This is a genomic window from Hyphomonas sp. (assembly GCF_022844445.1).
Classification (GTDB): domain Bacteria; phylum Pseudomonadota; class Alphaproteobacteria; order Caulobacterales; family Hyphomonadaceae; genus Hyphomonas.
The window spans coordinates 215,532-239,059 of sequence record NZ_JALHLS010000004.1 but is presented as its reverse complement, the minus strand read 5'-3'; the positions used below and the strand labels follow the sequence as shown (position 1 = coordinate 239,059).

Genomic DNA, 23,528 nt, shown 5'->3' with positions numbered 1-23,528 from the left:
GGTTAAGCATGCCTGATTGATTGCCGCCGCGTGCGCGCTAGGGTCAAACATGTTGCGCAGATGCGCAGGTGACAACAGACCGGTCAGCGCGTGTCCCGCCCCTCCGGACAATGGAGAGAGGCAGGCCGATGAATCTGAACGCGCACGTATGAGCGAAACGCCAGCAGCGCCCTCAACCCGCAACCGCGGTTTTCTCGGTCTTGTCGAACGGATTGGTAACAAGCTGCCGGATCCCGTGATGATCTTTGTCTGGCTCATCGGTTTTCTGGTGATCCTGTCTGCCATCGGCGCCGCCCTCGGCTGGGAAGCCAGCCTTGCCTATACCGGCACGACGGCGCCTGCGTTCGGAGAATTGAACAACGGCATGCTGACCTTCCGGGCCACGAGCCTCTTCACCTCCGAAAACATCAACCGCCTCATCGTCGAGATGCCGCGCACGCTGACGGGCTTTGCGCCGCTCGGCCTCGTGCTGGTCGTGATGTATGGCGCCGCCGTCGCCGAGCGTTCGGGCCTCTTCAGCGCGCTGATCCGCGCGAGCCTGCGCGACGCGCCGAAATGGATGCTGACGCCTGTCGTCTCCATCATCGGCATGACCTCGCACCACGCCTCCGACGCGGCCTATGTCGTGTTTATCCCGCTCAGTGCGCTGCTCTATGCCGCCGTCGGCCGCCACCCGCTGGCAGGTCTCGCCGCCGCCTTCGCCGCTGTGTCCGGCGGCTTTGCCGGTAACATCACGCCCGGCCAGATAGACGTGCTACTCTTCGGTTTCACCCAGGAAGCCGCGCGCATTATCGATCCAGGCTGGACGATGAACCCGCTGGGTAACTGGTGGTTCCTGCTCGCCATCGTCGTGCTGTTCACGCCCGTCATCTGGTTCGTCACCGACCGCATAGTCGAGCCGCGTCTCGGAAAATGGGGGGGCACAGCGGACGAGTCGGTGAAGGCTGACCTCGCGAAATCGGAACTCACGCCCGGCGAAAAACGCGGCCTCGGCGTCGCCGGAATTGTCGCGCTCGCCGTCGTCGCGCTCTTCGCCGCGCTCACACTGACGCCCGGCTACACGCCGCTGATCGACCAGGCGGCCACAGGCCCCGCGCGGCTCCAGCCCTTCTACAGCGCCCTCATCGCGGCCTTTGCGCTCCTCTTCGTTACCACCGGTATTGCTTTCGGCCTCGCCGCCGGCACCGTGAAGTCCGACAAGGACGTCGTGCACATGATGACCGAAGGCATCCGCTCGCTCGCGCCCTACATCGTGTTCGCCTTCTTTGCGGCGCACTTCGTTGCGATGTTCAACTGGTCGCGCCTTGGACCGATCGCCGCCATCAACGGCGCCGAAAGCCTGCAGGCGCTGAACCTGCCGCCCGGCATCCTCCTCGTCAGTGTGCTGCTGTTTTCCTCCTTCCTCGATCTCTTCATCGGGTCGGCCAGCGCCAAGTGGAGCGCGCTCGCCCCGGTTGTTGTGCCGATGTTCATGCTGCTCGGCATCTCGCCTGAAATGACTACCGCCGCCTACCGGATGGGCGACAGCTTCACCAACATCATGACCCCGCTGATGTCCTATTTCCCGCTGATCCTCGCCTTTGCCCGAAGGTGGGACCCCAGCCTCGGCGTCGGCTCGCTGCTGGCCCTGATGCTGCCCTATGCCCTCGTGTTCATGGTTACCGGCATCGGGCTCACGGCCGCTTGGGCCACCTTCGACTGGCCGCTCGGGCCCGGCGCGGAAGTCCACTATACGCCTCCCGGAACGCTCGCGCCCTGAACGGCTCCGATTGACCGCAATCCCCGCTGGCGCATGGGCTTTGCGCCGTGTAAACGGCGCGCCATGAACAGCTTCCTTCTCGTCGCCGCCGGCGGCGCCATTGGCGCGTCCCTGCGCCACGGCGCTGGCCTTCTCGGTGCACGCCACTTGCCGGCCACATGGCCCTGGGCCACCTTTTCGGTGAACCTCATAGGCGGTCTCGCCATGGGGCTTGTCGCCGGCTGGTTCGCTTACAAGGCGACCGAAGGCGGGCAGGATTTGCGCCTCTTCCTGGCCACCGGCGTGCTCGGCGGTTTCACCACTTTTTCGGCCTTCTCGCTGGAAACCCTGAATATGCTCCGCAGCGGGGAGGCGGCCAAGGCGGCCGCCTACGCCGCGCTGTCGGTCATCCTCTCGGTCGCCGCGCTCGGGTTCGGCCTCTGGATAGCAAGGCGGGCCTTCGCATGAGCGGCCAGATCATCACCGAAACTGTATCGCACCAGGAAGCCGGCGCGCGCCTTGACCGCTGGATCAAGCGCCGCGTGCAGCTGACCCAGGGCCAGATCGAAAAGATGCTGCGCACGGGACAGATCCGCGTCAACGGGGCCCGGGCCAAGGCCAGCACGCGTCTCGAGGCCGGCCATGAGGTCCGCCTGCCGATCTTCAGTACAGAGACGATGGCGCCCAAGGCGCACCACACCGCGCGCGCCAGCGCCGATGACAAGGCGTTCCTCGAGTCGATCATAATCTACGAGGATGACGACATGATGGCCCTGAACAAGCCCGCCGGCATTGCGGTGCAGGGTGGCTCTGGGCAGGGGCGCCATATCGACGGCCTGCTGATGGGTGTCTATGCCGAGGAGGAACACCGTCCGGTGCTCGTCCACCGGCTCGACAAAGACACGTCCGGTGTCCTCCTCCTCGCCAAGCATCCGCGCGCCGCCCACCAGCTCGCCGACATGTTCAAGGGCCGGGACATGGACAAGGTTTACTGGGCTGTCACGGTCGGCGTGCCAAACCCGCCGATGGGCCAGATCCGGTGCTGGATGGTCAAGGGTGTTCCGGATGCGGACGAACCCTCGGGCTATCGCCCCTATGACCCGAAAGCCGGAAAGCGCCGCGACGGCGATCGTGAGCGGATGATCCGCTCCGCGCAGGGCGTGGAAGGCGCCCGCCACGCCATCACTGACTATACCGTCATCTCGCAGGCCGGCGGCAAGGCCGCCTGGGTCGCCATGCGCCCGGAAACCGGCCGCATGCACCAGCTTCGTTTCCACATGCTGGAAATGAACACGTCAATCCTCGGCGACTACAAGTACCAGTCCCGCCGCGAAGTGCCGCAAGGCCTCGCCGAAGGTTTGCATCTTCACGCCCGCGCGCTGATCATCCCGCGTGAGCATGGTAAGCCCATCACCATCGTCGCGCCCCTTCCGCCGCACATGGTCGAGACCTTCGCCACGCTGGGTTTTCTCGAACAGGAAGCGGGCAGGGATCCGCTGGCGCCGTTCCTCTGATGACGGACCTGCGCCTCGCGATCTGGGATGTGGACGGCACGCTCGTCGACTCGCGCGCCGTCATACAGGCCTGCATGGAAACCGCCTTCCGTGACTGCGGCCTTCAGCCCCCGGAATATGACGCGACTCGCCGCATCGTTGGTCTCAGCCTCGCCGCCGGCATCGCTCAGCTCGCCCCGCCAGACCTCGGCCGCGGCCGCCTCGAACATCTTGTTGATACCTACCGCCACGCCTTCACGCGCCTGCGCGCCGACCCCGCGCTGCACGAGCCGATGTATGACGGCGCTCTTGCTGTCCTCGACCTGCTGAAGCAGGACGGCTGGCGCCTCGCGATCGCTACCGGCAAGACCCATCGCGGCCTGGACGGCCTCTTCGCCAAGCACGATATCAAGTTCTATTTCGATACCGTCTGGTGCGCCGATGACGGTCCCGGCAAGCCGCATCCCTTCATGGTTGAGCAATCCATGCGTGCGCTCGGCTGCGTTCCCGCCCAGTCGCTGATGATCGGCGACGCCATCCACGACATCGCCATGGGCCGCGCCGCAGGCGTGCGTTCCCTCGGTGTGAGTTGGGGCTTCGGCCGCGCTGAGGAGCTTCAAGACGCCGGCGCCGACGAAGTCCACCATGACTTCCGGACGCTGACGGACAGCCTCATCGCCTTCGCTTCGGCCTGAGCCTGCCTCAAGCCATCCGGAACAACTGTTCCGCCGTCTTGCCCAATATCAGCTGCGCAGACTCCACGCTCGTTGCGTCAAAAACCGCCTGAATCGCGCCGCGCGTATAGCCGAACGTGCTCTCCTGGTGCGGATAGTCCGACGACCACATCACGCGGTCCGCGCCGATCCGGTGCAGCAGTTCAAGGCCCGCCGGATCGGTCATGAAGGTGGCATAGCAGTGGTTGTGCCAGTACCAGCTCGGCGGATGTTTCAGCTTCGGCTGAACCTGCGTTGGAAAGTGGGTATAGATCATGTCCGCATCGTGGATCATGCTCGCCACCCATGAAATGCCCGCCTCCACGAACACCACCTTCAGCGCTGGAAACCGGTCGAACACGCCGGCAAAAGTCAGCATACCCCAGTTCTGCCGGAAGCCGCCCATCTGCGTCAGCACGAACGTGCCCGTCGCGCCGGGCGCCGCCGTCGGGATGTTCTCGCCTATATGGAAGCAGAGCGGAATACCGCTGTCGGCAACCGCTTCCCACAGCGTGTCCATCTTCGGATCATTGTAGAGTATCGGATTGCCATCGAGATCCTTGCGCGGATTGATCGGCACCATCAGGCACCGCGCGCCCAGTTCCTTGCAGCGCTGCACGGATGCGCGCGCCTCGCTCATGTCCCAGTAGTTCGGCACCATTACCGCAAACAGCCGCCCCTGGCCCTTCGCGCACTGTTCAGCGATCGACTCGTTGTACGCGCTGAAGATCTCGTGGCGCATCTCCATGTCGGTCATCATGTAGAGACCGAACAGGCGCTGCGGAAAGATGAGTTCCTTGTCGACACCTTCCGTGTCCAGATCTTTCAGCCGCGCCTCGATGTTCGTCAGGCCGGGATGGCATTCCATTGCCTCGCACAGCGGCACGATGTCATGCGGGCGCATCATCGGTTTGCCGCCGATGGTGAAGTGCCATCCGCCGTCGCGGAAAACCATCCGGGGGGCCTTGTCCTTCAGCGCCGCTGGAAACCGGTCGATCCAGCAATCGGTTTCCAGCATGTGGCTATCGGCAGAGATGATCGTCGTGCCCGCCGGCCAATCATGCGTTTTTGCCGAGGCCGTGCGTTGTGGAGAAACCGGCTGTCCAGCCTGTCCCGGCACTTCCAGCACAAAGCGCATATCGTCCGCCATGGCAAACTTCCTCCCGTCTGCGTCTGGTCTGCCCCGGAGGATAACACTGATGCCCGGCCTGCCAACATTGTCCCGGCGTAAAGAAGCTACCGCGCCAGCCCCCGGAACCAGCGCCCGAGTGCGCGCGCTTCCTCGCGCTTCGCCTGGGTGGCTTTGGTTGCCTCTTCGTCCTCTCCCCAGCGCGATGCCTGCCAGGTCTCGTCCAGCTTCGACATGTCGAATGCCTCGTCCGCCGCCACCGCGCCTTCGCACACCGCCATCGCCAGCAGCGCCGAGCCATACAGCGCGCAGGCAAACACCAGTCCCGTTAGGCGGAAATCGTCGAGGCTCAGCGCATAGTCCCGCGCCGCCTCCAGCGAGGCATCCGGCTGCGGCGCCGCACGCACGCCTTCGGTGGTCACCAGGATCACGCCCAGCACATCCGCTGCCCAGTCCCGCACCGGCGCCCAGTGGCCTTCCTCAAGTGCGACCAGATCCTCCGGCTCCTCCGCCACGTGGCAGATCAGGTCCGTCTCGCAGAACCGCGCCACTTCGTCTGCCATTCCGTCGCGCACTTCCGGCGTACGGTCGATGGCAACGTTTGCCAGCCGCGTGAGGTGCAGGCTCAGAAGGTCGATATGTGCGCCCTGCGCGTCCCATTCGGCGGCAATCGCCTCGGCCAGCCCGCGTGTGGGTAAGGCAAGCGCGGCGCGTGCGGGGGTCTTGATGGTGCGGGCGTCAAGCGCGACGGTCCAGGCATCGCCGAGGCGTTCGGCGGCGGCCACTTTGTAGAAACGTTTGGGTCGGGGATCGGTCATCCGCCCCGCTTACGCCCGGCGAGGGGCGGCGCCAAGCCTCAGCCTGCGCTGGCGGAAAGCGGCAGAAGGTCTACCACGGTGCGCGTCTGCGGCTCGACCAGAACCAGCGTCTGGCCAAAGCGCACCGTGCGCAGGTCAGCCGCCTTCAGCTCGGTCACCACGATGATGCGGAATTCGGCGGCCACCAGCGGCACCTCATCCGGAATCACGCCGCCGCGCACCAGCCGGTCCTCGATCGGCGCCGGCGAGAAACACATCTTGTAGCGCTCGAGGCCTACGGTGCAGGGGTTTTCGCCCAGCATGAAGCCCCGGTCGAAAGCGGCATAGTCGGCTTCGGTGAACGCGCGCACCGGCTTCGGTTCAATCGCCGAGGCTTCCGCGCTCGTCGGCCGCGTCGCCACAAAGGCGCCCAGCGCAAACAGCGCGGCGCCGGCAATTGCCATTTCGAATTTTAGGGTCTGCATCGCCTTCGGCGCCCGCGTTCCAGAGGTTAAATGGTGTCAGCCAATATCCGCGCACGCATGCACCCGGCCTCACTAAGGAAGGGTAAATTCGTGCCCCGGCTTGCTCCATGTCCGTCATGTGCCGCCCTGATAAGACTGAAACGCGGGCCTTTCCTTAAAGTTCCGCAGGGCGGGGAACTGTCCCGCCCGGTTCACACCTGCTCAAGGATCAGCTCCATTGCATAGAGATCGGCAAGCGTTGCCGGCTCCTGCGCCGGGGCCGGGGTGGCCGCACTGGCAGGAATCATCGGGGCCAGGGCGCCCTCTGAAATCAATGCCGCGGCCAGCAGCGAGGCGAAGCAGAAGGGGGTCATCAGGCGGGCGGTCATTGTTCGGGTCTCCTTTTTGCGAACAAATACTCACTCACATTTAAATAAGGCAGAAATGCAGCAATGCAAGCAAACGCTCACTAATTGTCGTTCCTGCCTCGGGCCGGACTCGGGCCGGACAAGGTGAACCGCGGCGAAACCGAGAATGAACGCCCGCTTCAGCTCCCGTTTTGCCAGGGGGGATTATTCCTGTTCCCATGATGAAACCCATCCGCATTCTGGGAGCCGCCGTCGCCGCGCTTGCCGCGCCGGCACTCCTCACCCTTCCGGCCGTTGCAGACACGCGCAGCCTCGCCACGATCGAGACCCGCCTCGGCGACAGCACCACGCTGACCCTCGCCCTTGGCTCGGGCGGATATGATCCCTACCGCTCGCGCGGCTGGGACTATCGCCACCTGAACTACTGGGGCCAGACCGAGCGCGAAGCCAACGCCCTGCGCCGCGAAGCCGTGCAGGCCTGCGCCCAGGCCGTGCGCTACGAATCCCGCCTGCTCGGCTATTATGACGTGGACATTGACGATGACCGCCGCACCGAGCAGGTCTCCCGTCAAGGCTTCGTCGTCCACTTTGACGATGTCGAGTTCGAAGGCCGCCGCCACAATGTCGAAACCTGGGTCACCTGTGAGGTCCGCAAGGGCCGCGTTACCGAAATCGACGGCCTCCCACGCCCGGTGAAAGGCAAGCCGCCGCGCCGGGGCTGGTAACCTAGCGTCATTCCCCGCAAGCCTAACCGCGCCCCGGACTTCACATCCGGGGCGCGTCTTTGCGCGGCGGCAAGCTCAACTGTCGCGCCCCGTCGGCTTGCCATCCCCGCCCGAGCGGGTAATCAGTCTCCCCGGCAGATTTCACACGAGATTCCGAAGGAGCGCCGGGCATGAAGGACGTGATCGAGGCACTGGAAGCCAGGCGCGAGCAGGCGCGGTTGGGCGGCGGGCAGACCCGAATCGACAGCCAGCACGCCAAGGGCAAGCTGACCGCGCGCGAGCGGATCCACGTGCTCCTCGATGAAGGCTCCTTTGAGGAATACGACATGTTCGTCGAGCATCGCTGCTCGGACTTCGACATGCAGAACCAGAAGATCCCGGGTGATGGTGTCGTCACCGGACAAGGCACCATCAACGGCCGCCTCGTCTACGTCTTCTCGAAGGACTTCACCGTCTTCGGCGGCTCGCTCAGCCTCGCGCATGCGTCCAAGATCGTGAAGGTCCAGCAGATGGCCGCCCGCAACGGCGCGCCTGTCATCGGCCTCTTCGATGCCGGCGGCGCCCGCATCCAGGAAGGCGTCGACAGCCTTGCGGGGTATGCGGACATTTTCATGGAGAACGTGCTCTCCTCCGGCGTCATCCCGCAGATCTCCGTCATCATGGGGCCCTGCGCCGGCGGCGACGTCTACTCGCCTGCGATGACCGACTTCATCTTCATGGTGAAGGATACCTCTTACATGTACGTCACCGGTCCGGACGTCGTGAAAACCGTGACCAACGAGGAAGTGACCCACGAGACCCTCGGCGGTGCTTCGGTTCACGCGAAGAAATCCGGGGTGGTCGACGGCGCCTTCGAAAACGACATCGAGGCGCTTATCCAGATGCGCCGCCTGATCGACTTCCTGCCCGCCTCGAACCGCGAGCAGCCGCCCGTGCGCCCGGTGCATGACGTGTTCGACCGACAGGAAATGAGCCTGGACACGCTGATCCCGCCTAACCCGAATACGCCCTACGACATGAAGGAACTGATCACCAAGGTGGTCGACGAGGGCGACTTTTTCGAGATCAGCCCGCAATTCGGCGGCAATATCATCTGCGGGTTTGGCCGCATCGAGGGCTCTACCGTCGGCGTCGTCGCCAACCAGCCGATGACGCTCGCCGGGGTGCTCGACATCGACGCCTCCCGCAAGGCTGCCCGCTTCGTGCGCTTCTGCGACTGCTTCAACATCCCGCTGGTAACATTCGTGGACGTGCCCGGCTTCATGCCAGGCACCAAGCAGGAATATGGCGGCCTCATCAAGCACGGCGCCAAGCTCCTCTTCGCCTATGCCGAAGCCACGGTGCCGAAGGTAACCGTCATTACACGGAAGGCCTACGGCGGCGCCTATGACGTGATGAGCTCCAAGCACCTTCGCGGCGATGTGAACTATGCCTGGCCGACCGCCGAGATCGCCGTGATGGGCGCAAAGGGCGCCGTCGAGATCATCTTCCGCAAGGAAGCAGGCGACCCGGAAAAACTCGCTGCCCGCACCAAGGAATACGAGCAGAACTTCGCCAACCCCTACGTGGCCGCGAAGAAGGGCTATCTCGATGACATCATCATGCCCCACAACACCCGCCGCCGTATCTCCAAGGCGCTGCGCACCCTGAAGAACAAGAAGCTCACCAACCCCTGGAAGAAGCACGACAACATTCCGCTGTAGGGACGTCCTGATCAGACAGTGCAGTTCATCCTTCGGTTTCGCGCAGGACGCGCTGCAGGGTTTGGCAGATGTCGACGGGCGGGGTGAAGTCCTGTCATCTTCTCTATGCCGCAACTTCCAACCTTTGCCGCTTTGTGCCACCACTGCCGCAACAAGCTTCCGCCCCCGGGCGAGCGGAACAGGCTGGAAGGAAATCCGAGATGCTGAACCGGTTTGTCTCCGCGGCGCTGGCGGCGCTGCTGGTTCTGGGCGCCTGCGCGCATGAGGCGCCGACTTCGCTGGTCGAGGCGCCCGCCGCCGAGACCGAGACCTTTTCCGTCCGGCTGTTCGACAAGACGATCGGCAAGCTCGTAGCGACGACCGAAGGGGCCAACGTCAGGGTTGATTTCGAGTTCCGCAACAACGGCCGGGGGCCGACGCTCGCCGAAACGATCACGCTCGGCGCGGACGGCCTGCCGACGAGCTGGACCGTCGATGGCGCCACCACCTTCGGCAACGAGGTGCATGAGACCTTCGCCCTTGAAGGAAATGTGGCGAACTGGACCGACACGACCGGCCCCGGCACGGCGGCGAAGACCGAGCCGACGATCTACATCCCGCAAAATGGCTCGCCCTATGCGCTCTCTGTCTATGCCAAGGCGCTTCTCGCCGATGAGGATCAGACGCTGCCGGCCTGGCCGGCCGGCAGGCTGTCGCTCACCTCGCAGGGCGCGGCGCGCGTGGACGGCGCCGCTGGCCCGGTCGAGACCACGGCCTACGCCCTCGTTGGCGACGACGTCGACCCGACCTATTTCCTCGTCGACGCTGAAGGCGATCTCTTCGCCACAATGTCGCCGCGCTTCGTGATCATTCGCGAAGGCTACGAGGCCGCCGACACGCAGCTCAAGGAGATAGCGACCCGTCTGTCTACAGAGCGCCTCGAGAAGATCCAGGCTGAAACCGCCCACCGGTACGATGCGCCGCTTGCCATCACGAACGTCCGCCTCTTCGACCCCAAGGCCAAGGCGATAACCGAAACCTCCACCGTCATCGTTGAGAAGGGCCTTATCAAGTCCGTCTCGGCAGGCGCAGCCGATACCTCCGGCGCCCATGTCGTGGACGGGCAGGGCGGCACGCTCATACCCGGCCTCATGGAAATGCATGGCCACATGGGCCAGGATTCGGCTCTGAAGAACATCGCTGCCGGTGTCACGCTGATCCGCGACATGGGCAACGACAATGCGGTGTTCAGTGAACTGATCGGGAAGATCGAAGCCGGCCAACTCGCCGGCCCCCGTGTCGTCCGCTCGGGCTTCATCGAAGGCAAGAGCCCGTTCAGCTCCAATAACGGCATACTCGTCAGCACCGAAGAAGAAGCCGTCGCCGCCGTCGACTGGTATGCCGACCAGGGCGATTTCTGGCAGATCAAGATCTACAATTCGATGAACCCGGAATGGGTGCCTGCCATTATCGAACGCGCAAAGGAACGCGGCCTGCGCGTCTCTGGCCACGTGCCCGCCTTCACAAATGCAAACGCGATGATCGAGGCCGGTTATGACGAGATTACCCACATCAACCAGCTGATGCTCGGCTGGGTGCTCTCGCCCGAAGAAGACACCCGCACGCTGCTGCGCCTCACCGCGCTTCAGCGCTTGCCGAAAGTGGACCTCGACAGCGCGGCGGTTACCCATACGCTCGACCTGATGGCCCGGAACAATGTCGCCATCGATCCGACCATCGCGATCCACGAGGCGCTGCTGCTCGCGCGCAATGGCGAGACACAGGCGGGTATGGCGGACTATGTGGCGAATATGCCCGTCGCCGTTCAGCGCGAGGCAAAAGCCGCATGGTCCGCGATCAGCAGCCCGGAAGAGGACGCCGCCTATAAGGCCGCCTTCGAGCAGATGACAGGTACAATACGGCGCATGAAGGATCGCGGCATCTTCATCGTCTTCGGCACGGACCTCGGCGGCGCGCTGACGCTGCACCGCGAACTGGAACTCTACCAGAAAGCGGGGTTCACGCCCGCCGAAATCCTCGCCCGCTCGACCTTCGAGGCGGCGGACTATATGGGCCTTGGCGCTGAACTGGGCTCCATCGAGCCCGGCAAGCAGGCAGATTTTTTCCTCGTGCCCGGCAATCCGGTGGACGACCTGAAAGCGATCAAGACCATCCGCCTCGTCTCGAAAGGCGACACGGTCTATTTTCCGAGCGAGATCTATCCCTACTTCGGAATCAAGCCGTTCACGGACATTCCGGCAGTGTCGGCGCCGGCGGGGAAATAGTGCGGGGGGCCGCTACGACCGCATCAGCTTTCCCATCGCCTGCGCGGCCTTCACCGCATACGGCTTCGCGGACGGAAACACTTCCGTCACGGAGAAATAGATGTGCACCATGCCTTCGGCGACCATCAGCTGAGTGGGCACGCCTGCATCCGACAGGTGTTTTGCCATCAGCACGCCTTCGTCATGCAGCACATCGATCTCCGCGGGTGCAATAATCGAGGGCGGCAGGCCCGAGACATCTGCGCCGAGGAAGTTCAGCGCCGGATCTGCCGCGTCGGCCGGATCCTGGAAGTAGGCGGCGACGAAATTGTCCATGCCGTCCGTACTGAGCAGCGTATTGTTGCGCGTCTCGCGGCCGGCGGCGATTTCGTCCGTCAGCGGCGGGCCCATCACGACACCGGGTACGATGGCGAGCAGGGCCTTGATCGACGGCCCGCCGCTCTTCTTGGCACGCAGGGCGCAGTAGAGGGCGAGGTGCCCGCCCGCGCTGTCGCCGGCAACGCCCAGCCGGCTGGCGTCGCCGCCAAACGTGGTGGCGTTCGAGCCGGCCCAGCGCAGGGCTGCGAAGCAGTCCTCATGCCCGGCCGGATAGGGATGTTCCGGCCCCAGACGATAATCCACCGCCGTAATAATGCAGCCGGTCTCTCGGCAGAGCAGGCGGCATTGCGCGTCATGCGTTTCGAGATCGCCCATGATGAAGCCGCCGCCATGAAAATGCACGATCACCGGGAAGGGGCCTTTGCCGTCCGGGATATAGTGCCGGATCTTCACCGGGCCGGCTGGCCCCGGGAACGTAGCGTCGCGGACCTCGCCCACTTTCAGTTGCGGCGCGGTGGGTTGCAACGCGCGGTACATCGCGCGTGTCTCGGGGATCGTCGGCGGAGTTTCGGGCACCACGGCGAACTGCGCCAGCAGCGGCTCGAACTGCGGATTGAGGCGCTTCAGGATGTTCGGATCAGGCATGGGGTTTCGCTCCGGGGGGGCTGGTTTCTCGCGTCCAAGCTGACGCTATACCGCCGGGGCATGCAAGCCAAACTTCATCGATTGGCGGCATAACCTGCCGCAGAGGGGCCGGCCATACAGCGCCCAAGAGGGCGGGGGCTTGCGGGTTGGGGACCGCGATGACCGCAGGACAGGTTTGGCCCCGGTCAGTGCGGTGCTTGCGCCGGCGGCGGCCTGGTGCCTGAGCCTCTTCATGAATGAATGAAGCACTCGCCGCGAATCGGTTGATCGCGTATAGTCCGCCATCTCGTAGCTTGGGTCCAAGGGGACAGATTTATGCTGAAAGCGCGAAAGGACAGGAGAGAGGCCAGCGGCTCATCGCCGGGACCTGGCAATATTGATCCGTATGCGAACCAGCTGGACCAGGTTGGATCCCGTAAGCGTATCCTGAGAATCTGGCAGAACGCCTATCTCTCGCGGGTCGGCAAGCAGGTCGAGTTCATGCAGTTCGGGGCGGACGGACTGCGCCCGCTGATCTGGCTGCACTCGGTCGAGTATCCGATGTCCCCCCCCTGGGGGCTGTGCGTCGATGCAGCCGATGCCGGCTTCAGCATCGTCTCTGTGCGCCGGCCGGGCTTCGGCCAGTCCAGCACGGCGACTGACCTCGACGAAGAAACCCGCATCCTGACGGCCTTCCTCGATGAGGCCGAGTTCGAGAACGCGGTAATGATCGTTGAGGGCACGTCCCGGCCGGTGGGCCTGCGGCTCGCGCAATCGAGCCCGCGCATTACCTTCACGGTCCTTGCGCGCCCAGCCTATGTGGCTGAGGGGTTCGGTGACATTGATCCCTGGTTCCGCGACCTAATTCTGCAGACCATGCAGACGCGCGCCGGCGCGGCGTTTTCGTTTGCCGCGATCACGCAGCTTGGCCGCACATCCGGCTATCAGTGGCTCTACGAGAATTTCCTCAAACAGGAGAGCGACAGCCATTATATCCGCAACAATGGCCGCGATCTCGCCGAAGCGTGGGACTGCTTGCGCTCCATCAAGACTGAAACTTTCCGGCGCGAGATGAAGGCGCTCGAGCCGGACCCGGCGCTGACGCCTGGCGCGCTGGAAGGGCTGCGCGGCCTCGCGGTGATCGGCGCTGATACACCGGCAATCTGGCGCAATGGCTTCGAAGAAAAATCAGCAAGCCTCGGCATTGATACGCACTTGCTACCGTCCGGCGCGCTGTTTACCCTTTATCAGAATCCAAAGGCGCTCTTCCAGACCATTGCCGAGCGGTGCTGACGCTGCGCCCTATGGTTCAGGATGCGACTTGCACGAATTTGTGAGATTGCCGGAATCTGCAACTGGTCTAGGGGGCCTCCAAGCTTGCGCTGATGATACCTCGCCTGAACCTTCCTGAGCCGGCGTTCTCACCGCGCGGCAATCGCCTCGACCAGGTCGGTGACAAGAAGCGCGTCCTTCGCGTCTGGCAGACTGCGCGCGTCGGCCCCTCGACACGGCGATTGGAATACATGCAGTTCGGCGCGGACGAGTTGCGGCCGGTCGTTTTCCTTCATTCTATCGAGTATCCGAATTGTCCGGGCTGGGGCTTCTGTGTGGACGCGGCCCAGGCGGGCTTTGGCATATTTGCGATTCGCCGGCCGGGTTTCGGAAATTCAGACCGGGTGAACGGCGCGAAGGAGCAGGCCCTGCTCATCGACCATTTCCTTGAAGAAGCAGGGCTCGAGAATGCCATTCTCGTGTCTGTCGGTTCAGCCTGCCCTGTGGGCTACCGGGTAGCGGTGGCCTCGCCGCGGGTGACTTATTCGGTATATGTGAACTGCGTTTTCAACCGGGAAATCTTGGCCGAGTTCCGGCCGCAATGGCTGGGGCCGATCTTTGCGCAGGCGGTCCAGAACCCGGCCGGTGCGCGCGTGTCGCTGGCAGCGCTGCGCCAGATTGCGGGCCAGTTCGGCGCCAAGTGGTTCTACGAGACCTGCGGCCAGAAGAGCCCTGGCGACGTGGAATTCATCAGCGCCTATGCCGACGATATCGAAGCGGCCTGGCAGATCGGCTCGGCCATCCAGTCAGACACATTCCGGGACGAGATACGTTACTCACTCAATGACGATCCGTTCCTCACCGACGGGGTCTTGTCGCGCGTCAGGGGCATTGCGCTGTCTGGCGCCGAGACAACCGAAACCTGGCGGGCTGGCTTTGAGGCGGAAGCCCGGAGGGTCGGCATTCCTTACGGCTACCTGCCAAGTGGTGACCTGTTTGCAGCCTACCAATCCGGCAACATGCTGCTGGACCTTTTACGCGAGTGTGCGTGAGCAGGCGGCGCCAAATCTTCCTTTGGCCGCAGGCGTTAGCGAAATCTGAAGGCGGCAAAAAGTGCGCGCCCTGTGTCCTCATGGATACAGGCAGGGGTTAAGCCCATGAAATTGAACGGATTGCGCCGCATGAACTTGCGGCAAGAATTGCTCCGTTAACAAACATTACGAATTTGGTAGACGGCGTTTACGTTCAGACTCTGTCAAGTGTCGGGTCACACCCTCCGTAAAAGGCCTGATGGGAGGCCAATGATCTACGGCACGAAGGACGGACATGATGAAGAAGACTGTGCGCTGGGGCACGGACATCGGATGCCCGAAGCGGATAGATCCGCTTGAGGGCCGCAATGATTTGTCAGAACACGGACTGAAGGGAAAGCGCGCCAAGGGCGAGCTGGGCCTCAGCCGTGGCCGGACGCGCAAGGAGGCTCAGCGAGATGCGGCAGATGCCATTCCGGCATCCGAGGCGATAACGCAGGACCAGTGGAGCGAGCGCGAGCAGCTGATTGCCGAACGCGCCGAGGAAGTGCGCCGGGGGCTGACAACCTGGATGTCGACCACGGCGGCGGGCGTGCGCAACTATATCCACGACACCGCGCCGGCGGACATTCATCCTGACCAGCTGCGCGAGGCAATAAAGGCGGAAGAGCACGAATACCGCCATTATGAGACTGACGATTCCAATGACGCGAAGGACCGCCATTCGGCGGCCATCATCGAGCTGCAATCCTTCAAGGAGCGCCACGGACCGGGCATTGGGCAGCGCACACCGGACATCAAGAAGAACGTGGAGCAGGCCATCGCCATCCTGGTCTTTATCATGCTGGTGGAGGGCGCATTCAACGCGCTGCTGTTCAAGGACGCGCAGAGCGCGGGCCTCCTGGGCGGACTGCTCGTGGCGTTTGGCGTGTCTGCTGTTAACGTACTGTTCGGTGTCACCGCCGGCTTCTTCGGGCTACGCTATCTAAACCATCCGGCCCTGGCGGCGAAGATTGCGGGCGGTGTGATTGCCGGCGTCTGCATCCTGTTCGGCATTTTCCTCAACTTCTTCATCGCGCATTTCCGTGACGCCGTGGAGCATGGGCTCGTTGCGGCAGAGGCGGCCGGCACGCTGGCGGAATTCTCGATGTTCCAGATCCTGCCCGGCATGGTCGTGCGCTCGATGTTCCCGAACATCATTGGCTTCGACAGCTTCGTGGCTCTCGCGCTGCTGATCCTAGGGCTGACGGTTTTTGCGCTCGCCGTTTACGAAGGTTATGACCGCATTTCCGATCCCTATCCCGGTTATGGCCGTGTGTGGCGCAAGGAACGCAAAGCCTACGAGCACCGCCAGCAGCTGCGAGAGGACCTGCGCGGTGACCTGTCGGCCTATTTTTCCAATAGCCGCATGTGGTTCGAGACGCAGCTTTCACGTCATGCGGCGGCCAAGCGCGAGATTGAAAAGGCAATGAACCTGCTGGAATCGCGGCGTGACATTGCTGTCGCGATTGCGGCCAAGGCGGCGGACCAGGAACGCGGCCTGAAGGTAGCCTACCGGCAAGCGCACCGCCGAATGCGCAACAGCTTGCGCGACAAGCTCGGCGAGCAGGCAGCGTGCCCGGCCTATTTCGACGAGATCCTGACGCCGCAACTGCCGCCCTTCGAGTATGCCAAGGAACGCGCGCAGGCGAATGCGGCGATCAAGGTGATCGATCAGAACATCACAGCGCTGAACCTGACGCGCGAATGGCTGGAGACGCATATCCAGCAGGTACAGCAGGGCCTGTCCTCGATCGAGAAAAAGGTGGCCGAAGAAATCGGCCGTGTACGGGAGGTAAAGTCCTCCGGCGATGCCAAGAAGGCGGGATAGGTCATGCCAAGACGCCGAGAAAAAGGTCCCTGGTTCTGGCGCGGCGCGATTGCCCTGATGCTGACCTCCGTGTTTGGACTGTTTGCCGCAGCAGCGATCCACCAGCCTCCGGCGACGGACCCGGAGACGGGATGCCGGTTGGACCGGCAAGACCCGGTGCACACGATCGTGCTGGTCGACCAGTCGGATCCGTTCAACGCGACCGACCTTGAATGGGTTCGCACACTGCTGGACGGGGAGGCACGCAGCCTGCCGCGGCACGGGCGCCTGACGCTGGTCGTGCCGAACTCGGCCTCGCCCTATGATCCGGCGCAGGTGTTCACCGGCTGCTCGCCGGGGAGCGCGGCCGAATCGAACCCGATCTTCCAGAACCCGAAGATGATCGCAGCGGCCTGGGAGCGGAAGTTCCATGCGCCGCTGATGGTGCAGGCGGACGAGTCCCTGCGCGACACGGTGGCGCCAAGCTCGCCGCTGATGGAGGCGATGTACACGCTCGCCGACCGGCCGGATTTCCAGGCGCAGGTGCCGGTGCGGCGGCTGATCCTCGTGTCAGACCTGATGCAGCATTCGCCGGGCTTCTCGATGTACAAGAGCGGGGCGGATGTGGACGCCTGGGCGGGCTCATCACTGGCCGACATGCGGGCGGGGCTGGAGGGCGTCGAGGTGGTCGCGCGGATCGTTCCGCGTCAGGAATATGCGCTGCCCCTCGGGGATGTGAAGGCGTTCTGGCGCGACTGGTTCGGTGCGGCGGGCGCAGACTATGGGTCGGTGACGTAGCGCGCAGCACTTCTGGCCGGACACGGGCCTGCCCGGCCAGCTTTGTTGGCGGGCGCTTTCCTTGTTCGCCCGCGCCGCCGCAAGCCGGGGTCTGGATCTGTCCACCAACAGCCTGCTTGCCGCAGTACAAAATATTCCCTAAACGAGCGTCACGCGAAAGGTGTCCGGGTCAAAAGCCCGGGTGAAAAGGGAAGCCGGTGGGAATCCGGCGCTATGCCCGTAACTGTCAGCGGGGAGTTTTCTGAGCGCGGCGCCACTGGGAAACCGGGAAGGCAGCTCTGAAAGCCTCGATCCGCTTAGCCAGGAGACCTGCCTCTCGCCGTCGTGAGCTCCCCGCCCGGGACCAGGCGTTGGGCTGCGGAAGGCGACCTTCCGTTCATGCGACATGTCATGAACCCGCCGCGGAGCGTGTGCTTCCGGCATTTGAAGGAGCTGTGGACATGATCCTCAGACTGACCTTGGTCAGCGTTTCGGCGCTGGCCTTCAACACATCCCTTGCCCTCGCGGAAGAAGCGCGCGTGCTGGACCCGGTCGAAGTGACCGGGCTGCGCGCCGTGGAGCCGGACCGCGCGACGACATCCGTCTCTGTACTGACGGAAGAGGACCTGGCCGTGCGTCTTTCGCCGAACCCGGCGGACCAGCTGCGCGCGGTACCCGGTGCGGCGGTGTCGCGCTCGGGCAGCCTTGGCGGCCTGACGCAGGTGCGCCTGCGCGGCGCAGAGGCGAACCATACGCTGGTTCTGTTTGAAGGCATCGAGGTGTCGGACCCGGTGAACGGTGAAACGGATTTCGGCCTGCTGTCGGCGCTGCCCGTGGGGCGGATCGAAGTACTGCGCGGCGCGGCGTCCTCGATCCACGGATCGGACGCGGTCGGCGGCGTGGTGTCGCTGTCGGCGGCGCGCGGGGCGGGTTTCACCGGTTTTGCCGAGGGCGGCAGTTTCGGCACGGCGCAGGGCGCGCTGGGCTGGAGCGGCGAGACATTCGGTGCGGCAATTTCCGGCCTGTCGACGGCCGGCGTGGACGCCGCCGGTACGGGCGGGGAGAAGGACGGATCGGAAGCGCTGAACGGACTGGTGACCGGCGAGTTTGCTCTGGGTGCGGACTGGTCGCTCTGGCTCGTCGGCCTTGCCCGCAAGGCGGATTCGGAGTTCGATTCCGATACCGACTTCGACGGCCTGCTGAACGATGAGGACCGGCGCACGCAAGCCGGTCAGCGCCTTGTCGGCGCGGCGCTGACCGGAACGCTCGGTCCACTGGACCATGTGTTGCGCGCGAGCTTCAACGAAGTGGACCGGGACAATTTCGCGGATGGCGCGATCACCGACACAGCGAAGGGGCAGCGCACGAAGGCGAGCTGGTCACCGAACTATACGGCGGGTGGGCACAAACTGACCGGCCTCGTGGACTATGAGCGCGAGACATATGACCGCTCGGACGTGCAATATGGCGGGGCGACGGATGCGGACGAGGCGTTCGAGTCGCTATCCTATGCGGGCGAGTACCGGCTGGCGGCCGGGTCGCTCGACCTCGCGGCTTCGGTGCGTCATGACGACAATAAGGGCCGCTTCGATAACGCGACGACCTGGCGCCTCGGCGCGGGCTATGCGGTGGACAGCGTGGGCGGACGCCTTCGCGGCTCGATCGGGACCGGTATCAAGAACCCGACGTTCACGGAGCTTTACGGCTTCTTCACCGGCAGCTTCATCGGAAATCCGGACCTGAAGCCGGAGGAGTCCGAGAGTTGGGATATCGGCTGGGAACAGGAACTGGGCGATATCAGCTGGTCGGCGACCTACTTCGACGCCAATCTCGAGAACGAGATTTACACCGCTTTCGTGGGCTTTACCTCGACGGCGCTGAATCGCGCGGGCAAAAGTGACCGGAGCGGCGTGGAGCTGGCAGGCCGCTGGCAGGCGCTGGCGAGCCTTTCGCTGGCTGGACAAGCGACAGTCTTCGATTCGAAGAACGATGCGGGGGATGACGAGATCCGTGTGCCGGAGATGACGGCGTCGCTGTCGGCGGACTGGCAGGTGCGGAAAGACGGCCTGCGGCTCAGCCTCGCGCTCGACCATGTGGGAGAGCAGGGCGACTTCGACTTCGGTCCGTTCCCTTCGCGTCTCGTCTCGCTGGAAGCCTATACGCTGGCCGCCCTCACCGCGGAATATCCGCTCACGGACCGTATTGCGGTGACCCTGCGCGGCGAGAACCTTCTGGACGAGACGGCGACTGACGTGTTCGGCTACAATGGGCCGGGTGCGGGCGTATTTGTGGGGTTGAAACTGAAGTGAAGACGGGGCTTTCCGCCTTTTGCCTGCTGGTAGTGGCCGGTTTCGCGCAAGCGGAGCCGGTCCGGCCTTCGATTGTTTCTCTTGATTTTTGCGCGGATCAGTTCGTGCTGGCCCTGGCCGACCGGGAACAGATCCTTGCCGTTTCAAAGGATGCCGAGCGCCGGTTCAGTCATCTGCGGGGAAAGGCGGCGGGCATTCCGAAGGTGCGTGCGGCGGCCGAGGATGTGATCGCGCTAAAGCCCGACCTTGTGGTGCGCAGCTTTGGCGGGGACTCGCGGGCGCTGGCTTTCTACGAGCGGTTCGGGATCGGCACCGTGCAGATCGGCTACGCCGATGATGTTCAGGGTACGGCGGAAATACTGCGCAGCGTGGCGGCGGCGCTCGGGCAAGGCGCGCGGGCCGAGGCGCTGATTGCTGCGAGGCCGGAGCCGGCGCCGAAGACGGGGCGTGCAGCGCTCTATGTGACGCCGGGCGGCGTGAGCGCAGGCAAGGGCACAATGATCGAGTCGATCATGCAGCGCGCGGGCCTTGCAAATGCCAATCCGCACGAGGGCTGGACGGACCTGCCGCTGGAGCAGCTGGTGCTGGCGCCGCCGTCGCTGATGCTGACCGCGTTCTTCGGATTTGACGATGACGCGACGGACCGCTGGTCGGTGTCGCGCCATCCGGTGATGCAGCGACTGATGGCTGGGGCGGAGGTGATCGCGTTGGACGAGTCGCGCGTGTCCTGCCCCGCCTGGCTGGTGGCGGACGAGGCGGGCGATTTGGCGCGGGCGCTGAAATGAGCCGGCTGACGGTCATCCTTGTGTTGACAGCAGTCGCGCTGCTTGCGGGCTCTGCGCTGGTAGGCACCGCGCCGATCTCTCTGGCGGACAGTCTGACAGCGCTTGCCGGGCAGGGCGATGCGGCAACGCGAACGATCCTCTGGGAAATCCGACTGCCGCGCGCGGCAGCGGCGTTCGCCGTGGGCGCGGCGCTGGGGTTGGCGGGGGCAGGACTGCAGGGCCTGCTGCAGAACCCGCTGGCGGAGCCTGGCGTGCTGGGTGTTTCTGCCTTTTCGGCGCTTGGCGCGGTGATTGCGATCTTCTTCGGCTTTGCCGCGGTGAGCAGCTTTGCGGTACCGGCGGCCGCGATCCTCGGCGCGGCCGTGGCGACCGTGTTGCTGGCCTTCGCGGCGATGCGCGGGGCGGGCAGTGTGACGCTGCTGCTGATCGGCATCGGCCTGTCGAGCTTTGCCGGCGCGCTGATGTCGCTGGCGCTGAACATGGCGCCGAACCCTTACAGCCTGTCGGATCTCGTCAACTGGATGATGGGTTCGGTGGCGAACCGTTCTTGGGCGGATCTTGTGCTGACAGCGCCGGCGCTGATGGTCGGCGCGGCGCTTGTGCTGGTGGCGGGGCCGGGCCTGAGGGCGCTGAGCCTCGGCGAGGAGACGGCGGCGAGCCTCGGGGCGGACCCGAAGCGGACGCGCCTGCTGGTAATCGGCGGCACGTCGCTGCTGGCGGGGGCGGGCGTCGCGACGGCCGGTGCGATCGGGTTCGTCGGCATCGTGGCGCCGCACGTGATGCGCCCGCTGGTGCAGCATGATCCTCAGCGGCTACTCGTGCCGTCGGCGCTGTTTGCGGGCATCATCCTGCTGGCGGCCGACATTGCGATCCGCGTGCTGCCGTTCCAGCAGGAACTTAGGCTGGGTGTGGCGGCGGCGCTGGCGGGTGGGCCGGTTTTTATCTGGATTGCGGCGCGGCTCGGGAGATCATCATCATGATCTCCGTGGACGGACTGTCGGTCTCTCTGGCCGGGCGGCGGGTGGTTGAGGAGGTATCCTTCGCGCTGGAGGCGGGCGCGTTTGCAGCGCTGACCGGACCGAACGGCGCGGGCAAGAGCACGGCGCTGAAGGCTATGGCAGGCGTGGCGCCGGTCGAGGCGGGCAACGTCCGGATCGGCGGCGAGGACGCAGGCGCGCTGAGCGCACCGGCGCGGGCGCGGCGGCTCGCCTGGCTGGCGCAGGCGCGGCCCGTTGCATGGAACCTGCGGGTCGAGGATGTCGTCGCGCTCGGCCGGTTTGCCGAAGCGCCGGAGGCCTATGACCGGATGGGGGCCGAGGGCCGCGGGGCGGTGGATGCGGCGCTGGGGAAGGCAGATGCCGCGCATCTGGCAGGTCGGCCTTTTCAGGCGCTGTCGGGCGGGGAACAGGCGCGTGTGCACTTGGCGCGGCTGCTGGCGAGCCCGGCGCCTGTACTGCTGCTGGATGAGCCCTGCGCGGCGCTGGATATCGCGCACCAGCTCTCCCTGATGGAGACGCTGGCGGCGGAGGCGGCGGCGGGGCGGACAGTGCTGGTGGTGCTGCATGACCTGGAGCTGGCGGCTCGGTATTGCCGCCGGGTGATCGTTTTGGAGGCCGGCCGGCTGGTCGCCGACGGGGCGCCCGAGGCGGCGCTTTCGGCGGACGTGCTTGGCCGGGTCTTCGGGGTGCAGCGCGGGACAGGCGGGGCGCTTATTCGCAAGCCGCGTTAGTCAAGGTTTAGGAATGGTTGGGCTAAGGATGGGCCTGATCACAAGGTTTTCCCGCACATGCAGGCCAATCCGAAACATACCGAAACCCAACCCAGCGCCGAGCGCCCTGCGGCTGAGCCTGGCGTGGCGGAAGCGCCGGCCTCGGCCCCGGCGTACCCATCGCCGGCACGGGCACTTCAGGGCCGTCTGGTGCGCGAGCTGTCGCGTCCGGCTGCCCGCCGGTGGGTCTGGCACTCGGCCGGCCTCGTGCTGACCGCGATCCTGTCGCTTTGGCTGGCCGGGCTGATACTGAACGCGGGCATCTGAGCGCGCCGGACTGGCTTGCCGTTTGCTTTAGCGTTAACAGGCCTCCCGCGGGCCATTCCGTTTCAGGAGCTGTTTTATGCGTATCAGGAAAGCCGTCTTGCCTGTGGCCGGACTTGGCACACGGGTCTTGCCGGCAACCAAGGCCATCCCGAAGGAGCTGCTGCCAGTCGTGGACCGGCCGGTGATCCAGTATGTGGTCGACGAAGCCCTGGAGGCCGGCATCGAGCACATCATCTTCGTGACTGGCCGAGGCAAGGGCGCAATCGAGGACTATTTCGACCATGCCTATGAGCTTGAAGCGCAGCTGAAAGCCAAGAACAAGGCGGACATCCTGGCCGCGGTCGAGGCCTCGCGCCTCCCGGCGGGCTCAGCCAGCTTCGTTCGCCAGCAGGCCCCGTTAGGCCTTGGCCATGCGGTCTGGTGCGCGCGCGACGTGATCGGCAACGAGCCGTTCGCGGTGCTGCTTCCGGACGTGATCGTGAAGGGCAAGCCTTCGAGCCTGAAACAGATGGTCGATGCGTTTGACAAGGTCGGCGGCAACATCATCGCGGTCGATCCCGTGCCGGTTGAGCGCGTGTCGTCCTATGGCGTGATTGCGCCGAAGTCGCGCGATGGCCGCCTGATTGCGATGTCCGGCATGGTCGAGAAGCCGCCGCGCGAGAGCGCGCCTTCGAACCTGGCGATCACTGGACGCTATATTCTGCAGCCGGAAATCTTCGAACTCCTCGCAAAGCAGGGCGCTGGCGCCGGCGGCGAGATCCAGCTGACAGACGCCATGGCGCGCCTGATGGAGCTGCAGGACTTCTATGCCTACGAGTTCGAAGGCTCCGTCCATGATTGCGGCAACAAGACCGGGTATTTCGAGGCCGTGCTCGCCCACGCGCTCGACAATCCGGACACGGCAGACTTCGCGCGCGACCTCGTGAAACAGGCGGCCGGAAAACTCTGACCCGGCGGGCGATGTTAAGACTTTTCCGCTCGGATGGGCCGTATTTCCTGTAGCCTGGCCCAAACGGTTAGCGGCTCGTTAAGTTTCTCCTGCGAATTTTGCGGTGAGCAAGAAGCTTGTAGCGCACGCAAACGAGTGGCCTGACGGGGACGTCGAGCCAGTTCGCCCAAGCTATTGCGCTTCCT

At 64.6% G+C, this 23,528-nt stretch carries 22 protein-coding genes and 1 riboswitch; of the genes, 17 read left to right on the top strand and 5 right to left on the bottom strand.

Going from position 1 to position 23,528, the window contains the following annotated elements:
* Positions 1-148: 148 nt before the first annotated feature.
* From Q0C17_RS07005 to Q0C17_RS06990, 4 genes are all read left to right on the top strand, one after another.
* Positions 149-1,759 carry an AbgT family transporter gene (locus Q0C17_RS07005; RefSeq protein WP_291203423.1) on the top strand — a complete coding sequence of 537 codons (1,611 nt, stop codon included), beginning with the start codon at positions 149-151 and terminating at the stop codon, positions 1,757-1,759.
* 63 nt (positions 1,760-1,822) lie between these two features.
* Complete coding sequence (crcB, locus tag Q0C17_RS07000; protein ID WP_291203421.1) at positions 1,823-2,206, top strand: fluoride efflux transporter CrcB; 384 nt, start codon at positions 1,823-1,825, stop codon at positions 2,204-2,206.
* On the top strand, positions 2,203-3,252 hold the full coding sequence (locus tag Q0C17_RS06995; protein WP_291203418.1) for an RluA family pseudouridine synthase: 1,050 nt from the start codon (positions 2,203-2,205) through the stop codon (positions 3,250-3,252). Before crcB ends, Q0C17_RS06995 begins: the two co-directional genes overlap by 4 nt.
* The gene (locus tag Q0C17_RS06990; RefSeq protein ID WP_291203415.1) at positions 3,252-3,926 is read left to right on the top strand and encodes an HAD-IA family hydrolase; all 675 of its coding nucleotides are present in this window, start codon (positions 3,252-3,254) and stop codon (positions 3,924-3,926) included. The genes Q0C17_RS06995 and Q0C17_RS06990 overlap by 1 nt, the downstream gene beginning before the upstream one ends.
* 7 nt (positions 3,927-3,933) lie before the next feature.
* On the opposite strand, the gene Q0C17_RS06985 is transcribed toward Q0C17_RS06990, so the two are convergent.
* The 4 genes from Q0C17_RS06985 to Q0C17_RS06970 form a co-directional block, all read right to left on the bottom strand.
* Complete coding sequence (locus tag Q0C17_RS06985) at positions 3,934-5,094, bottom strand: amidohydrolase family protein (protein ID WP_291203412.1); 1,161 nt, start codon at positions 5,092-5,094, stop codon at positions 3,934-3,936.
* A gap of 86 nt (positions 5,095-5,180) precedes the next feature.
* Positions 5,181-5,891 carry an ATP12 family protein gene (locus Q0C17_RS06980; RefSeq protein WP_291203409.1) on the bottom strand — a complete coding sequence of 237 codons (711 nt, stop codon included), beginning with the start codon at positions 5,889-5,891 and terminating at the stop codon, positions 5,181-5,183.
* Positions 5,892-5,929: 38 nt separating this feature from the next.
* Entirely contained in the window at positions 5,930-6,355 is a 426-nt protein-coding gene (locus Q0C17_RS06975; protein ID WP_291203406.1) for a hypothetical protein, read from the bottom strand.
* A gap of 191 nt (positions 6,356-6,546) precedes the next feature.
* The gene (locus Q0C17_RS06970) at positions 6,547-6,723 is read right to left on the bottom strand and encodes a hypothetical protein (protein WP_291203403.1); all 177 of its coding nucleotides are present in this window, start codon (positions 6,721-6,723) and stop codon (positions 6,547-6,549) included.
* A gap of 197 nt (positions 6,724-6,920) precedes the next feature.
* Between Q0C17_RS06970 and Q0C17_RS06965 the strand changes: the two genes are divergently transcribed.
* The 3 genes from Q0C17_RS06965 to Q0C17_RS06955 all read left to right on the top strand — a co-directional run bounded on the left by Q0C17_RS06965 (position 6,921) and on the right by Q0C17_RS06955 (position 11,394).
* Positions 6,921-7,427 (top strand): hypothetical protein, encoded by a 507-nt coding sequence (locus Q0C17_RS06965; protein WP_291203400.1) that lies wholly within the window; start codon positions 6,921-6,923, stop codon positions 7,425-7,427.
* Positions 7,428-7,597: 170 nt separating this feature from the next.
* Positions 7,598-9,130, top strand: a complete 1,533-nt coding sequence (locus Q0C17_RS06960) for an acyl-CoA carboxylase subunit beta (protein WP_291203397.1) — start codon at positions 7,598-7,600, stop codon at positions 9,128-9,130.
* 200 nt (positions 9,131-9,330) lie between these two features.
* Entirely contained in the window at positions 9,331-11,394 is a 2,064-nt protein-coding gene (locus tag Q0C17_RS06955) for an amidohydrolase family protein (protein ID WP_291203393.1), read from the top strand.
* A gap of 12 nt (positions 11,395-11,406) precedes the next feature.
* Here Q0C17_RS06955 and Q0C17_RS06950 read toward each other — a convergent pair whose 3' ends face one another.
* Complete coding sequence (locus Q0C17_RS06950) at positions 11,407-12,357, bottom strand: alpha/beta hydrolase (RefSeq protein WP_291203389.1); 951 nt, start codon at positions 12,355-12,357, stop codon at positions 11,407-11,409.
* A 315-nt stretch (positions 12,358-12,672) separates the two neighbouring features.
* On the opposite strand from Q0C17_RS06950, the gene Q0C17_RS06945 reads away from it, so the two are divergent.
* The 10 genes from Q0C17_RS06945 to galU all read left to right on the top strand — a co-directional run bounded on the left by Q0C17_RS06945 (position 12,673) and on the right by galU (position 23,343).
* Entirely contained in the window at positions 12,673-13,629 is a 957-nt protein-coding gene (locus Q0C17_RS06945) for a hypothetical protein (RefSeq protein WP_291203386.1), read from the top strand.
* A gap of 92 nt (positions 13,630-13,721) precedes the next feature.
* Entirely contained in the window at positions 13,722-14,660 is a 939-nt protein-coding gene (locus tag Q0C17_RS06940) for a hypothetical protein (RefSeq protein WP_291203383.1), read from the top strand.
* A gap of 274 nt (positions 14,661-14,934) precedes the next feature.
* The gene (locus Q0C17_RS06935) at positions 14,935-16,509 is read left to right on the top strand and encodes a hypothetical protein (protein ID WP_291203380.1); all 1,575 of its coding nucleotides are present in this window, start codon (positions 14,935-14,937) and stop codon (positions 16,507-16,509) included.
* 3 nt (positions 16,510-16,512) lie between these two features.
* Positions 16,513-17,286 (top strand): hypothetical protein, encoded by a 774-nt coding sequence (locus Q0C17_RS06930; RefSeq protein ID WP_291203378.1) that lies wholly within the window; start codon positions 16,513-16,515, stop codon positions 17,284-17,286.
* A 141-nt stretch (positions 17,287-17,427) separates the two neighbouring features.
* Positions 17,428-17,618: riboswitch (cobalamin riboswitch) on the top strand.
* 108 nt (positions 17,619-17,726) lie between these two features.
* Positions 17,727-19,574, top strand: a complete 1,848-nt coding sequence (locus Q0C17_RS06925) for a TonB-dependent receptor (RefSeq protein ID WP_291203375.1) — start codon at positions 17,727-17,729, stop codon at positions 19,572-19,574.
* A gap of 104 nt (positions 19,575-19,678) precedes the next feature.
* Positions 19,679-20,359: a hypothetical protein gene (locus Q0C17_RS06920; RefSeq protein ID WP_291203372.1), complete on the top strand. Its 681-nt coding sequence runs from the start codon at positions 19,679-19,681 to the stop codon at positions 20,357-20,359.
* Positions 20,356-21,339, top strand: coding sequence for an iron ABC transporter permease (locus Q0C17_RS06915; protein ID WP_291203369.1), 984 nt, complete (start codon positions 20,356-20,358; stop codon positions 21,337-21,339). Before Q0C17_RS06920 ends, Q0C17_RS06915 begins: the two co-directional genes overlap by 4 nt.
* The gene (locus Q0C17_RS06910; protein ID WP_291203366.1) at positions 21,336-22,088 is read left to right on the top strand and encodes an ABC transporter ATP-binding protein; all 753 of its coding nucleotides are present in this window, start codon (positions 21,336-21,338) and stop codon (positions 22,086-22,088) included. The genes Q0C17_RS06915 and Q0C17_RS06910 overlap by 4 nt, the downstream gene beginning before the upstream one ends.
* A gap of 57 nt (positions 22,089-22,145) precedes the next feature.
* A complete protein-coding gene (locus Q0C17_RS06905; RefSeq protein WP_291203363.1) occupies positions 22,146-22,394 on the top strand; it encodes a hypothetical protein in 249 nt (82 codons plus the stop codon).
* 76 nt (positions 22,395-22,470) lie between these two features.
* Positions 22,471-23,343, top strand: coding sequence for a UTP--glucose-1-phosphate uridylyltransferase GalU (galU, locus tag Q0C17_RS06900; RefSeq protein ID WP_291203360.1), 873 nt, complete (start codon positions 22,471-22,473; stop codon positions 23,341-23,343).
* The last annotated feature ends 185 nt before the right edge of the window (positions 23,344-23,528 follow it).

Excerpts from the sequence above, each read along its gene's own strand:
- Q0C17_RS06915 (WP_291203369.1), top strand. The coding sequence starts at position 20,356 with ATGAGCCGGCTGACGGTCATCCTTGTGTTGACAGCAGTCGCGCTGCTT.
- galU (WP_291203360.1), top strand. The coding sequence starts at position 22,471 with ATGCGTATCAGGAAAGCCGTCTTGCCTGTGGCCGGACTTGGCACACGG.
- crcB (WP_291203421.1), top strand. The coding sequence starts at position 1,823 with ATGAACAGCTTCCTTCTCGTCGCCGCCGGCGGCGCCATTGGCGCGTCC.
- Q0C17_RS06990 (WP_291203415.1), top strand. The coding sequence starts at position 3,252 with ATGACGGACCTGCGCCTCGCGATCTGGGATGTGGACGGCACGCTCGTC.
- Q0C17_RS06930 (WP_291203378.1), top strand. The coding sequence starts at position 16,513 with ATGCCAAGACGCCGAGAAAAAGGTCCCTGGTTCTGGCGCGGCGCGATT.
- Q0C17_RS06950 (WP_291203389.1), bottom strand. The coding sequence starts at position 12,357 with ATGCCTGATCCGAACATCCTGAAGCGCCTCAATCCGCAGTTCGAGCCG.
- Q0C17_RS06940 (WP_291203383.1), top strand. The coding sequence starts at position 13,722 with ATGATACCTCGCCTGAACCTTCCTGAGCCGGCGTTCTCACCGCGCGGC.
- Q0C17_RS06995 (WP_291203418.1), top strand. The coding sequence starts at position 2,203 with ATGAGCGGCCAGATCATCACCGAAACTGTATCGCACCAGGAAGCCGGC.
- Q0C17_RS06905 (WP_291203363.1), top strand. The coding sequence starts at position 22,146 with ATGCAGGCCAATCCGAAACATACCGAAACCCAACCCAGCGCCGAGCGC.
- Q0C17_RS06985 (WP_291203412.1), bottom strand. The coding sequence starts at position 5,094 with ATGGCGGACGATATGCGCTTTGTGCTGGAAGTGCCGGGACAGGCTGGA.
- Q0C17_RS06975 (WP_291203406.1), bottom strand. The coding sequence starts at position 6,355 with ATGCAGACCCTAAAATTCGAAATGGCAATTGCCGGCGCCGCGCTGTTT.
- Q0C17_RS06925 (WP_291203375.1), top strand. The coding sequence starts at position 17,727 with ATGATCCTCAGACTGACCTTGGTCAGCGTTTCGGCGCTGGCCTTCAAC.
- Q0C17_RS07005 (WP_291203423.1), top strand. The coding sequence starts at position 149 with ATGAGCGAAACGCCAGCAGCGCCCTCAACCCGCAACCGCGGTTTTCTC.
- Q0C17_RS06935 (WP_291203380.1), top strand. The coding sequence starts at position 14,935 with ATGATGAAGAAGACTGTGCGCTGGGGCACGGACATCGGATGCCCGAAG.
- Q0C17_RS06970 (WP_291203403.1), bottom strand. The coding sequence starts at position 6,723 with ATGACCGCCCGCCTGATGACCCCCTTCTGCTTCGCCTCGCTGCTGGCC.
- Q0C17_RS06945 (WP_291203386.1), top strand. The coding sequence starts at position 12,673 with ATGCTGAAAGCGCGAAAGGACAGGAGAGAGGCCAGCGGCTCATCGCCG.
- Q0C17_RS06910 (WP_291203366.1), top strand. The coding sequence starts at position 21,336 with ATGATCTCCGTGGACGGACTGTCGGTCTCTCTGGCCGGGCGGCGGGTG.
- Q0C17_RS06965 (WP_291203400.1), top strand. The coding sequence starts at position 6,921 with ATGATGAAACCCATCCGCATTCTGGGAGCCGCCGTCGCCGCGCTTGCC.
- Q0C17_RS06980 (WP_291203409.1), bottom strand. The coding sequence starts at position 5,891 with ATGACCGATCCCCGACCCAAACGTTTCTACAAAGTGGCCGCCGCCGAA.
- Q0C17_RS06955 (WP_291203393.1), top strand. The coding sequence starts at position 9,331 with ATGCTGAACCGGTTTGTCTCCGCGGCGCTGGCGGCGCTGCTGGTTCTG.
- Q0C17_RS06960 (WP_291203397.1), top strand. The coding sequence starts at position 7,598 with ATGAAGGACGTGATCGAGGCACTGGAAGCCAGGCGCGAGCAGGCGCGG.